This is a genomic window from Sporosarcina aquimarina (genome assembly GCF_033253705.1).
GTDB lineage: Bacteria > Bacillota > Bacilli > Bacillales_A > Planococcaceae > Sporosarcina > Sporosarcina aquimarina.
This window is the reverse complement of the sequence record NZ_JAUBDH010000005.1, coordinates 143,347-155,575: the sequence shown is the minus strand read 5'-3', so window position 1 is coordinate 155,575 and position 12,229 is coordinate 143,347. Positions and strand designations below refer to the sequence as shown.

General features: G+C 40.8%; 10 protein-coding genes. 2 read left to right on the top strand and 8 right to left on the bottom strand.

Features of this window, described 5'->3' with window-relative positions:
- The first annotated feature begins 64 nt into the window (after window positions 1-64).
- Entirely contained in the window at window positions 65-2,194 is a 2,130-nt protein-coding gene (locus QT716_RS09885; protein WP_317935883.1) for a cell division protein FtsA, read from the top strand.
- A 41-nt stretch (window positions 2,195-2,235) separates the two neighbouring features.
- Here QT716_RS09885 and QT716_RS09880 read toward each other — a convergent pair whose 3' ends face one another.
- The 7 genes from QT716_RS09880 to QT716_RS09850 all read right to left on the bottom strand — a co-directional run bounded on the left by QT716_RS09880 (window position 2,236) and on the right by QT716_RS09850 (window position 10,810).
- The gene (locus tag QT716_RS09880) at window positions 2,236-2,964 is read right to left on the bottom strand and encodes a YtxH domain-containing protein (protein WP_317935881.1); all 729 of its coding nucleotides are present in this window, start codon (window positions 2,962-2,964) and stop codon (window positions 2,236-2,238) included.
- A gap of 297 nt (window positions 2,965-3,261) precedes the next feature.
- On the bottom strand, window positions 3,262-4,575 hold the full coding sequence (gene murC / locus QT716_RS09875) for a UDP-N-acetylmuramate--L-alanine ligase (RefSeq protein ID WP_317935880.1): 1,314 nt from the start codon (window positions 4,573-4,575) through the stop codon (window positions 3,262-3,264).
- Between the two features lie 70 nt (window positions 4,576-4,645).
- Window positions 4,646-7,381 (bottom strand): DNA translocase FtsK, encoded by a 2,736-nt coding sequence (locus QT716_RS09870; protein ID WP_317935879.1) that lies wholly within the window; start codon window positions 7,379-7,381, stop codon window positions 4,646-4,648.
- Window positions 7,382-7,585: 204 nt separating this feature from the next.
- A complete protein-coding gene (gene ytpR / locus QT716_RS09865; RefSeq protein WP_317935878.1) occupies window positions 7,586-8,191 on the bottom strand; it encodes a YtpR family tRNA-binding protein in 606 nt (201 codons plus the stop codon).
- On the bottom strand, window positions 8,188-9,006 hold the full coding sequence (locus tag QT716_RS09860; RefSeq protein ID WP_317935877.1) for a DUF1444 domain-containing protein: 819 nt from the start codon (window positions 9,004-9,006) through the stop codon (window positions 8,188-8,190). Before QT716_RS09860 ends, ytpR begins: the two co-directional genes overlap by 4 nt.
- 32 nt (window positions 9,007-9,038) lie before the next feature.
- Window positions 9,039-9,560, bottom strand: coding sequence for a hypothetical protein (locus QT716_RS09855; protein ID WP_317935876.1), 522 nt, complete (start codon window positions 9,558-9,560; stop codon window positions 9,039-9,041).
- Window positions 9,561-9,736: 176 nt separating this feature from the next.
- Window positions 9,737-10,810: a M42 family metallopeptidase gene (locus QT716_RS09850; protein WP_317935875.1), complete on the bottom strand. Its 1,074-nt coding sequence runs from the start codon at window positions 10,808-10,810 to the stop codon at window positions 9,737-9,739.
- 174 nt (window positions 10,811-10,984) lie between these two features.
- Between QT716_RS09850 and QT716_RS09845 the strand changes: the two genes are divergently transcribed.
- A complete protein-coding gene (locus QT716_RS09845) occupies window positions 10,985-11,299 on the top strand; it encodes a PepSY domain-containing protein (RefSeq protein ID WP_317935874.1) in 315 nt (104 codons plus the stop codon).
- Between the two features lie 62 nt (window positions 11,300-11,361).
- On the opposite strand, the gene QT716_RS09840 is transcribed toward QT716_RS09845, so the two are convergent.
- On the bottom strand, window positions 11,362-12,210 hold the full coding sequence (locus tag QT716_RS09840; RefSeq protein WP_317935873.1) for a YtnP family quorum-quenching lactonase: 849 nt from the start codon (window positions 12,208-12,210) through the stop codon (window positions 11,362-11,364).
- Window positions 12,211-12,229: the final 19 nt, after the last annotated feature.

The window sequence follows — 12,229 nt, the reverse complement described above, 5'->3', positions numbered from 1 at the left end:
AAAGTCACGCTATTTCGCTAAATTATTGCATGTAATATATTAGTTTAGCCAAGGAGGTACGTTTGTGGCACCTATATTTGCCCTGGATATCGGAACTCGTTCCGTTGTTGGAATCATATTAGAGGAAGTGAACCAAAGATATCATGTCATCGATTTAGAAGTGATTGAACACAAAGAGCGTTCAATGATTGATGGCCAAATACATAACATTATTAGTGTCGCTTCTGTTATTGAACAAATGAAAACATTATTAGAAGAACGGCATGGACCCTTGAAAAAAGTTAGCGTTGCAGCTGCTGGACGTGCTTTAAAAACTGCTGAAGGTAAAATGACGGTTGATATTACAGCGAACTCATTGATCCATTCTGAAGATATTAACCGTCTGGAATTAGGTGCTGTCCAAATTGCACAGCAAGAACTCCTGTCATCTGATTCCATATCCTCCGATAACCAATATTATTGTGTCGGATATTCTGTTTTACATTACTATTTAGATGATGAAAAGATCGGCAGTCTAATTGAGCAGACTGGACGAACTGCATCAGTGGAAGTTATTGCTACTTTCCTGCCCCGTGTCGTTGTTGAATCGTTATTATCTGCACTTAAACGAGCAGATTTAGAAATGGAAGCGCTGACTCTTGAACCGATTGCGGCAATTAACGTATTGATTCCACAATCGATGCGCCGCTTAAATGTCGCGCTCGTCGATATCGGTGCAGGAACTTCTGATATTGCAATAACGAATCATAATACAGTAACGGCTTTCGGGATGGTTCCAATAGCTGGAGATGAAGTGACAGAAGTTTTGAGCTCTGCCTATCTGCTCGACTTCCCTGAGGCAGAACGTGTAAAACGTTCATTGCATGACAGTGAATCTGTAGTACTGACAGATATTCTCGGTTTCGAGCAATCGATTGCCGTGACAGAGATAGCAGAATCTCTTTCAGAAGCTACAGATCGGCTTGCACAGGCTATCGCACATGAAATTAAACGACTAAACAATAAACCTCCCCAAGCGGTTATGCTTGTGGGCGGCGGCAGTCTCACACCTGGCTTGTCCGCTCAGTTAAGCGGTGCACTTGACCTTCCTTTACAACGCATTGCGGTTCGTGGATTAGATGCACTGGCAGACGTAACATTAGCAGACCACATTCAATCTTCACCCGCTTTTGTTACACCAATTGGAATTGCTATTGCTGCTAAACGAGCACCCATTCATTATTTGTCTGTTTCTGTTAACGAAAAAGTGATTCGTCTATTCGAGTTAAAAGATTTGACCATTGGAGATGCACTTCTTGCTGCAGGTGTTAAAGCAAAACAATTATATGGAAAACCAGGTTTAGCATTGCGATTCACATTAAACGGACAAGAAATTACTTTACCTGGAAGTCATGGAACCCCATCCGTCATTCTAAAAAACGGAATTCATGCCAGTGCCAAAGATTTTATTCAGCAAAACGATTCCATAGAGCTTTTGCTAGGAGAAGATGGCCGATCTGCCCATGCTACAATTGCAGATGTTATAGAACTTAAAAAAGACGTTATCCAAGTGGAAATTGACAGCGAGCCGGTTATGTTAACTACTGATATACGTGTAAATAACGAACCACAAAACTTACAGACAGTGATACAAGATCGAGATAAAATCACCATTGAACACTCTTTAACATTAGGAGATGCTTTGAACAAGTTACAGAGCAGCGAAACGAATGATGAACTGCAGTCAGTCGTTTTGAATGGCAAACGAATTCAGCTTAAATCCAAATCTGCTGGATATACTCGGAATGGTTTACCGATAACCCTTACGACCGTATTAGAAGATGGGGATTACATTATTAGTGAGCAATCTGCCGTTAAAACGATTGCTGATATTGTAAAGAAACTAGGAATAGAGTTATACGAACAACTGACGGTCACCTTCAATGGTGAACAGGTTACGATTCGTAAGCCCCGTTTTTCTATAGTGATTAATAATGAAAACGCGGATTCTTCTGCCCTCATTGCACATGACGACCAGATTGTGTTTACCCCTCATAAAACAACACTTATCACATTCAGCGATATATTCGCCTGTGTGGATTACCAGCTTCCGATGGGATCTGTGACTTCTTACGAATTATTGCGCAACAAACAGCCTATTCAATTTTACGACCAAATATTTGGCGGAGATGAACTAGAAATTCTGCTAACTTAAAAAGAGGCCATCAGCTTTAAAGCTGATGGCCTCTTTCGTAATTAGTTCTTTTTCGGTTCAATATCCGAAACTGCATTTTGATTCACAATCTTATTATCACCTATGTTTTCTGAATTGTCATAGGCTACATCGCTATTTTCTGTTGTTTGATAGCTTGCTTCTTTTTTACCACTAGTTTTGTTTGCAGATTCTTTTTTTGATGCATTTTTGTCATCTTTTTTAACAATCGGTTCTTCACCTTCTGAAGAAGCGGTTCCATCGTCAAGCGGGGCAGATGATTTTGAAGTCATAGTCTTCACTTTTCCCGTGACATTTTCCGTTTGTTCTTGGACGTTCTTTTTCAGATCGTCTGTTTTTTCTTTAGCTACAGCAGAGAATTCAGCAGCTTTGTCTTTCGCAGTTGAAGAAAGGTCAGCTGCTTTATCTTTTGCTGTTGCAGTAAAGTCAACTGCTTTGTCTTTTGCCGTCGAACTCAGTTCGATACTCTTGTTCTTAATCTGAACAGCTTGAGTAGATAAATCTTCACGCATTTCCTTACCTGTTTTAGGAGCTAAGAAAAGTGCAGCTGCAGCTCCTATTACTCCGCCGACTAAGGCGCCCATTAAGAAACTGCCTGATCCTGAACTGTCATCCTCATAGAAACGATCTGTATCTGTCGGGAAGTAGTTATAGTTCATCGGAAGCTGAGATGGCTCACCATATGAATTTTCATAAGTTCCGTTAAAATTGATGTCTTGGTTTGTTTTAGATTTGTTGTAGTTTTCGCTCATGCGAATTCCTCCTTAGAATGTAGTGACTATAGTGGGTTATAGTAAAATTGAATTTTTCTTCTGTTGATACGCTCGGTTGCTATCGGTGAAATTATTCTGTTCATCGACACTGCGTTATGTATCACAGAATAAAGTTGTTCACTCCTCCTTAGTCTACTGTACCTTATGAATACTTTTACCCTGCCGTAAGCAAGGCTAAACTCTGCTTATATTTATCATGTTCGACAATAGTGAAACATTTCCTTCTTCTATTTAGAAAGTTCTTTAGTAAAAAGAAAACCGCCGATCATAAAATGATCAGACGGTTTTCTTTTCTGTAAGATGTTGCTGATAGGCCGTTAAGTACTTCTGGACATCTCCAGCTCCCATGAATAAAAAGACTGCATCTTCATGGGCGTCAAGGCAATCGATAGAATCGACCGTAATGTGCGCAGCTCCCGGTATTTTGTCAGCCAGATCATCTACGGTTAAGCTGCCCGTCTTTTCTCGAGCTGAGCCGAATATGTCACATAGATATACCTGGTCAGCTTCTGCCAGACTTTCTGCAAATTCATCGAGTAAAGCAGCTGTACGTGTAAAAGTATGGGGTTGAAAGACTGCAATAACTTCTCTACCCGGATACTTCTGTTTTGCAGACTGCAGCGTTGCACGGATTTCAGTCGGATGATGTGCATAATCGTCTATTAAAATCGCATCATCTGTTTTGATTTCCGTAAACCGCCGTTTGACACCCATAAAGCTCTTTAACTGCGCTTCTACCACTGAAGGGTCCAGATCCTCGTATTGACAAAGAGCAATGACCGCTAATGCATTTTTAATAGCATGATCGCCAGGCATTGGGATTGTAAATGAATGATAGAATTCATTTCGAACGAACACATCGAAAGAAGTTCCTTCAGCTGTCTTCACGATGTTAGACGCACTGAAATCATTTCCTTCACCTAGACCATACAAAACGACCGGAACGTTAGCTTGAATTGACAAACAGTTGGCGTCATCGCCACACGCAATTATTGCTTTGTTAACATTCAAAGCCATTTCACCAAAGGCATTCAATACATCATCCATGTCACTGAAATAATCAGGATGATCATAATCGATATTAGTAATGATTGCATAGTCTGGTTCGTATGCTAGGAAATGCCGTTTGTATTCGCACGACTCGAAGACAAAATACTTGCTGTCTTTTACACCTTTCCCCGTACCATCCCCTATCAAATAAGACAGTGGTTCATAACCAGCTAGGACATGAGCGAGTAAACCTGTTGTAGAAGTTTTACCATGCGTTCCTGTAATCGCGACAGAAACTGATTGTTTCATGTACTTAGCCAAAAAATCATGATAGCGGATTACCTCCAAACCTAACTCTTTAGCTTTTACTAATTCAGGATGAGAATCTGGGAACGCATTACCTGCAATTATTGTAAGTCCTTCAGTTATGTTATCTTCACTGAAAGGGAAAACGTTTATAGAACGATCTTGAAGTGGTTCTTCTGTGAAGAAATACTTTTCCACATCAGATCCTTGGACTTCGTTTGAAGAATCATGCAAAATTTGAGCAAGTGAACTCATGCCTGATCCTTTAATACCAGTAAAATGAAATTTCGTCATTGTGCAACCTCCTGGGACAAACCTGTTCCCTAAATCTTTCTTCACTAATACAATTTCATATGTTTTAAGCTTATGCATCATGGTCTGGATTTAGAAATGCTTGTAAACCAGAATCAGTTAAATAGACATCCCTTGAACGACTGCCGCGTTGTTCGGAGATGAATCCATGAGCTTCCATACGATCCATGATTTTGGCTGCGCGATTGTACCCAATACTAAAATGTCTTTGCATTAAAGACGTGGACGCACTTCCCTGTTCAATAATGAACGAGCAGGCTTGATTAAATAATGGGTCTGATTCTTCTTCTTCGACGACAGCAGCCAACAGGTCTTCCTGGCCGAATAAATATTCTGGTGATGCTTCAGACTTCACATGGTCAATAATACATTCAATTTCATCATCTGTTACAAATGTCCCTTGTAATCTTACTGCCGCGGACTGACCATTGCCCACATATAACATGTCTCCCCTGCCGAGGAGACGGTCGGCTCCCGCACTGTCTATAATCGTCCGGGAATCTATTTGCGATGATACTGCGAATGCGATCCTAGTAGGAATGTTCGCTTTAATAATTCCTGTAATGACATCGACAGAAGGGCGCTGAGTCGCAATGATCAGATGTATTCCGCACGCTCTCGCTTTTTGTGCGATTCGGCTAATGGACACTTCAACATCATTCGGCGCAACCATCATTAAATCTGCCAGCTCATCTATAACAATTAGCAAATAAGGCATCTTTTGAGAGAACTGCCGATTTGCTTCTGCCATTTGATTATATCGTTCTATATTACGAGCACCCGCGTGAGCAAATAACTCATAGCGTCGTTCCATCTCATCTACTGCCCACTTAAGTGCTGCAGTTGCTGCTTTAACATCTGTAATCACAGGGCTTATCAGATGAGGAATTCCATTGAAAGGTGCCAGTTCAACCATTTTTGGATCAATTAGCATCATTTTCAGTTCTGTCGGAGATGCTTTGTACAACAAGCTCACTAAAATTGAGTTGATACAAACAGATTTACCTGATCCTGTCGCACCTGCAATCATACCATGAGGCATTTTACGCAAGTCAATTGTGACTGGCTCCCCCGTTAAACTTAAACCTAGTACAGCCTCCAGCGGAGAGTCCGATTTCTTAAACTTGTCCGTGTCGATTACTTCTGAAATTCTAACAGGACGTGTTGTACGATTCGGGATTTCGATTCCAATTGAACTTGTTCCTGGAATCGGGGCTTGAATTCGAATATCTTCTGCAGCCAGCGCTAATTTAAGATCGTCTGTCAGATTTCTTACCTTGCTGACTTTCGTTCCAATACCAACCGTCAACTCAAAACGAGTTACTGTAGGTCCTTGAACTGCCTCCAAAATATCCGCCTGAACAGAAAAATGTGATAGCGCCTCAACAAGTTTTTCAGATTGAGAAGTTAACCATTCTGTATCTTCTTGCTGGGCTTCCGCAGGCAATAAATCTTCCACCGAAGGATAGACATAATGCATTAGCGGTTCCTCGTCGATAGGATCAGCGGCTTCGTTTGTTAATGTCACTGAAGGAACTAATTCTTGTTTTACTTCAGGTTGTTGTTGAACAGATCCTTGATATCTAGGGGGAACCGTTATTGAACCGCTCAACGTCTGCTCTTTTTTTACAGGCATGGATGGCGCTGATGTCGTAACGGATGTTTCCGCCATTTCACGCAAACTATGTTTCTCTTTGTCGGATTTCAACATGACGACATTAAAAGGAACCATTCTTTCTTTCTTTTCTACCTGATTTTCTGGAGATGGAGTCCCCTCCTCACTTGCAGGGGGTGAAAAATCTTCATTTAAAGGTGTTGCATTCTCTGGTTCGGTTGTATTTATATCCTCTGCTTCTACTAAAACTTCAAGGTCTTCGTTCTCATCCGTTTCCTCGCGATCCAAGACTGCAATGTGACTAGTGACACTCTTCTTTTCTTGTTCAGTACGCTCTTCTTTGAACGATTCAATTGGAGCTTCATAAGAAGGCGAAACATCGTAACCGGCATCTTGAGAAGAATCTATTAAGATATCCTGATTGTTTTCTTTTTCAGTTTGAAATTTCTCTGCTTTTAAGAATGCATCATCAGCTAAATCTTCTAGTTGTTCTTCTTTTTCCTGAACGGACGCAGGTTTAGGTAATGCAGATGTCTTCAAGAGATCTGCATTACTTGTTTCTATTTTTCTACCTGAAGGCAATACTTCTTTAGGTAGAAAACGATTAGTCGGCTGCATCTTTTTTGTAACAGATTCCATTTCTACACTTGTACTTCGCTCTTGTTCAGCGGTAACATGCGGCGCAGTCGATTTGGATTTCGGCTGAGAAAAACCGTACACTGGCGAAGGTACTTCTGTAGGTTTAAATGGCACATTATTTCGCTGATTCACAATTTCCGTCTTACGCTCTGTCGTTTTTACTTTTGTCGCAGCCGTTTCACGTGCAAGCGCTGGAGTTTCTTGATACTTTTTGCGATCGCCAGCCCTATGGATTTCTCCTTTTGGAGGCTCTTCCGGCCATCTGCTATTCTTATAAAACGGAACAGATTTAACTTGTTCATCGGTTTCTTTTTTGTATGTGGTGTCATTTTTCATTGGCAATGTTTCATTGGGATCTTCATCCCATCCATAAATTTCAGCATCAGTAATCATAGGAAATCGGAATGCCGGCCGCTGCGGCGTGTCAGTTTCATGCGGTTGTTCTTTCTCTAATACAACGTTTGTATTTTCTTCATAATCTTCTTCAGGTTCCGAGCCGAACAAGCGGCCCATCGTTTTTTTAATCCAGCTCACTCTATCACTCTTTTCATTTCAATCATCCTATTTTAGCAGGAAAACAAGGGGGAAATCAAATACTCGTGTGCTCAAATTCAAACACAGTGGAAAAGAACTATAGTAAAATAAGTTTTTCCCACCACAAATCCCAGACAGCTCTATACAAAGACAACATAAAAAAACAGAGGAACGTTACAATCCCTCTGTTTTCCAACTTTAATTTTATTTTGTAAACTCACTGCCGATTTCAGCATCTGCTGCTAGTACAAGGATGCCTTTTTCAGCTGGCGCATCCGGCAGTTCCAATTCACGAGCAGAACAGATCATTCCTGAAGAAGGGACACCGCGAAGTTCAGCATCTCGGATCACCATTCCAGAAGGCATGACCGCTCCTACTTTAGCCACAACCACTTTTTGGTCACTTTCAACATTGGGTGCACCGCAAACGATTTGCAATGTCTCATTTCCAACGTCAACTGTACAAATATTGAGCTTATCGGCATTTGGATGCTTTTCTTTCGTGACAACATGTCCAACTACGAATTTCGGACTGAAATCCACATTAAGCTCAAGCGTCACTTCGTTTTTCTTTAGTGCATCTTGAATTTTCTCTACTAATTCAGGAGTTAACGGGATGGAGCCGTCAGCATACTCGCCCACGTACTCGGTTGCTGAGAACACGTTAAACGCGACAACTTTGTCATCTTCTGACGATTTAATAAGCGTAATATCACCTTTTGTTTCAATTGTTGTTTGTTCTGGACGTTCCGTTGTGAGCTGAACAAACAAAACATCTCCTACACCATGCTTGTTAATAAAGACGTTCATTTCTTTTTCTCTCCTTTTTCTGCGACACGATTTTTAGCCATTATAAAGATAGGTTCCAGTTCACCTTCGTTATATAAGAATGAAAGCGATGTAATCGGCACGTGGCCTACTGTAAAGAAGTGCATCGTCATTTGAGCAAGTACATCATATCCTGTATCGTTTTGAATATCACCGATGATCAGCACATCTTGGTGAGGAACAGACACAGTCATATGGCCTTCTATACGAGAGGACATTTCCTTTAAAAAGGCACTATTTAGAATCCGGCTTGCATCATACCCATCATTGATATTTAGGAAGTAGTATTTATTTCCCGCCACTTCATCTACTTTAACATCAGTTGGAAGTTTACGTGCATTAAATAATGCTGCTTCTGTAATTTCATCTTCGCTCTTCCCTAAAATTGAAAGCATGCTTTCGTCTATGAGCCTATACGTTTTCCCTTGGTCTAACGCATAGTAAATCGCTGTTTCAGCGGTATGAGATTTAACGATGAAGGGACTTCCTGCTTTTGAAGCCTTTGGAAAGGAAGTCGAGCGAATGACAGGCAAAATCACTGAATCAGAAGAAAAGCCTTCCTGTTGCTCCACTTCCATTGCGCGGAATGTCTCTTGAATAGTATAGACGACTTCGTCAATGGCAGCATCTTGTTTTTGTTCATATTTCGACAAAATTTCAGGAAGGGAAATGTCCATCCCTTTTTTGAGTTCTGCATGTTCTAAACGCACACGATCCGCTTTCTTATCAAACTTCCATTCGAAGTTTTGAGAGGAAAGACGTTTTTTTAGTTCCGCTACTAGTTGTTCTGATTTCAACGTATTCACCTCTTCTAATAATAATCGATCTGTTAGTCTGTATTCACTTGTACAGAGCGTGAAATTTCCATCATCCGTTCTGTAGATTCTACAAGATTTTCTCGTTCTACAATCGCTGTAATTTGGACTGGCCCTGCTCCAGTGACTACTTCAACAGAATTCTCCCCGTGTTCCATCATCACAACAAATCCAAAAGTACCGCTATCGACAAAGGTTTCCTGTTGGGTTACCTTTTTACTCGTATCGGCCATTAATAAGTCATAATACGCATGAGAGTCTTGCTTTGCGTTGACATCATAGTCCGCTGCATACGTTTGACTTCTTTTCGAAATCATAAAAGCATGCTCTTCTTTTTGCACATCCGCTTTCCAGCCCACAGGTTTATAAAACTCCAATCCATCGACATTCTCATTGGGTTGTTTGTGGTTCATCTCAAAAGCATCTCTTGCAGATTCCATAGCTTCATCTGTTCGTTCTTCAACAGTTCGGCCACATCCAGAAAGTACAAGCAGTGCAAGTGACGCGCTGATGATGAGGGATTTTTTTCTGATCACGTTTTGTGCCTCCATTTCAATACAATACGTTTAGTTTAGCTGTCAAATACAGTCCATGCAACCATCAGAATCGTTCAGCTCATATTTTCTAAGTTACCTTAATACTTTCCATGAAAAAAACAGCTGTCTACATACCGAAGCATGAGTGCAGCTGTTTGAAAGGAGACTTTTCTATCTTAAACGTTAGATTTAATCGTTTCTATTGTCGTCTTGTCACACGCTTTAACAAGTTTCACGAGAAGTTCCTTCGCTGCTGCATAGTCATCTGTGTGAATAATTGAAGAAGACGTATGGATATAGCGTGAGCATATTCCTATTACTGCACTTGGAACTCCTTCGTTTGAAATGTGAACTTTCCCCGCATCCGTACCGCCTTGGGAGATGAAGTACTGATAAGGAATATTGTTCGTTTCTGCTGTATCCAAGATGAATTCGCGAAGTCCGCGATGGGTAATCATCGTTCTATCTAAAATTCTTAAGAGAGTTCCTTTTCCAAGCTGACCAAATTCTGTTTTACTTCCAGACATGTCATTTGCAGGACTTGCATCCAGTGCAAAGAACAAATCTGGGTCAATCATATTAGCTGCTGCCTGTGCGCCGCGTAATCCGACTTCTTCCATTACATTTGCTCCGGAGAACAATTGGTTAGGCAGGTCTGCATCTTTGACTTCTTTTAATAGTTCAAGCGCTAGACCGCAGCCATATCGATTATCCCATGCTTTCGCCATAATTTTCTTTTCGTTAGCCATCGGTGTGAAAGGACAAACTGGAACTGCTGGCTGACCAGGGCGAATTCCAATTCGTTTTGCATCTTCCATATCATCTGCGCCAATATCAATTAACATGTTTTTAACATCCATTGGTTTCTTCCGTTGTTCGTCTGTTAATAGATGTGGAGGAATGGAACCAATGACGCCTGGAATAATTCCTTTATCTGTTAGAATTTCTACCCGTTGTGCGAGCATGACTTGGTTCCACCATCCGCCGAGCGTCTGGAAACGAAGCATCCCATTTTCTGTAATTCCAGAAACCATAAATCCTACTTCATCCATATGGCCTGCTACCATAATTTTAGGGCTGTCTGCAGGTCCTTTACGCACTCCAAAAATACCGCCTAAATTATCTTGGATAATTTCATCAGAATATTTTTCAAGCTCAGTGCGTAAATAATTACGCACTGCGTGTTCATTACCCGGTGCACCATGTAATTCTGTTAAGGTTTTAAACATTTCAAGAGTTTCAGTATTCATGTAAGTATGACCTCCACTTGGTTTTATCTCATGACTTATTGTAAAACAATTCTGTCGAAATTACCAATTGTATAATTAGGAACCCGAAGGAATAGAATGAGTCTGTCTCGCTTATGCAAACTGATAGTGGTATGATACAATTATCAAAATGATTAGTAAGGAGTGCTGTTACTTATGAAATTCAAAGAATTTGCTGCGGGTGTATTGACCGGAGCTGCTGCTGGTTTAGTAGTGAAAGAGGCTGTGGATCGTGCAAACTCGGCGGTACCTGCTGAGCAAGTATTGAAATCCGTCAAAGATGCCTTTAAAAAAGAAGGACCGATTGATGGTTCTTGGATTGTCATGAAAACTGAACCATTTACTAATAATGTAATCTCGATGAATGTCTATCGCGGTGGTATCTCTCGCATTAAAAATGGTGTTTTAGAACAATATGAATTTGCAGCAGACGCTAAAACTGGTACTGTTGTAGAACTTGTTAAAAACTAATTTCAAACAAGCAAAAGCAGAAGCCACTATAGCTTCTGCTTTTTTTATATGAAGTGAATACTTTATCCGTGAGATCTTGCAAGAGATTCAACCACTTTTTTCCCAGTTTCATCAAAACGGACCACTCTGTAAACCGCATCATGATAAAAGAAGAATCGATGACTTTTTTCGCGTGCTTCCTTCATCAGCTTTTCCTTCGCAAAAATAGAAGCCATCGGGTAATCATCAAACGCGAGCACCCATAGTGGATTACTATGTGCATGTGTAGGCATGATGTCTGCCATATGAATCATAGCTTCTCCCGCTTGCTCCAGACGTATAATGCTGTGACCATTGCTGTGACCACCCGTGTGAACCATAGTAATCCCAGGCAATGGAGAGCATTCCTCTTCAAAAGGAATTACCTGACTTTGTATCGCTTCCCAGTTCTCTTTAAAGTACGTATTTCTAGAGCGTATATTCGGGTTTCTCATTTCATCCCATTCGATTTGTGAAACATAAATTGCAGCATTAGGGAAAACTGATACTAGTTTGTCACCCCGCCATTCAGTCAAACCAGCAGCATGATCGTTATGCAAATGTGTCATCAGTACCATATCGATATCGTCAGTTGTGAGGCTAAGCTCCGCAAGACTTTCTGCTACGCGAGTTTCAGCACGTATACCAAGATTGCGCATTTTCTTTTCGTCTAACTTCCCTTTTCCGATCCCTGAGTCTATCAATAAGTTTTTACCTTTGAACTGCACTAAAATAGGATCCGTACGCAACTCAATTAAATTATTTTCATCAGGCGCGTATTTCTTAGACCACATCGCTTTCGGCACAACACCAAACATCGTTCCCCCATCAAGATAATTGACGCCCCCATCAAGCCATGTTAGTTTCATATCGTGAAATTGGTATGTATCCATTCAAACATCCCCTTTTGTA

What these genes read in the sequence shown, in the direction of transcription:
- QT716_RS09880 (WP_317935881.1), bottom strand. Translation starts at nt 2,964, where the DNA reads ATGAGCGAAAACTACAACAAATCTAAAACAAACCAAGACATCAATTTT.
- murC (WP_317935880.1), bottom strand. Translation starts at nt 4,575, where the DNA reads ATGACGAAATTTCATTTTACTGGTATTAAAGGATCAGGCATGAGTTCA.
- ytpR (WP_317935878.1), bottom strand. Translation starts at nt 8,191, where the DNA reads ATGAACGTCTTTATTAACAAGCATGGTGTAGGAGATGTTTTGTTTGTT.
- QT716_RS09850 (WP_317935875.1), bottom strand. Translation starts at nt 10,810, where the DNA reads ATGAATACTGAAACTCTTGAAATGTTTAAAACCTTAACAGAATTACAT.
- QT716_RS09845 (WP_317935874.1), top strand. Translation starts at nt 10,985, where the DNA reads ATGAAATTCAAAGAATTTGCTGCGGGTGTATTGACCGGAGCTGCTGCT.
- QT716_RS09840 (WP_317935873.1), bottom strand. Translation starts at nt 12,210, where the DNA reads ATGGATACATACCAATTTCACGATATGAAACTAACATGGCTTGATGGG.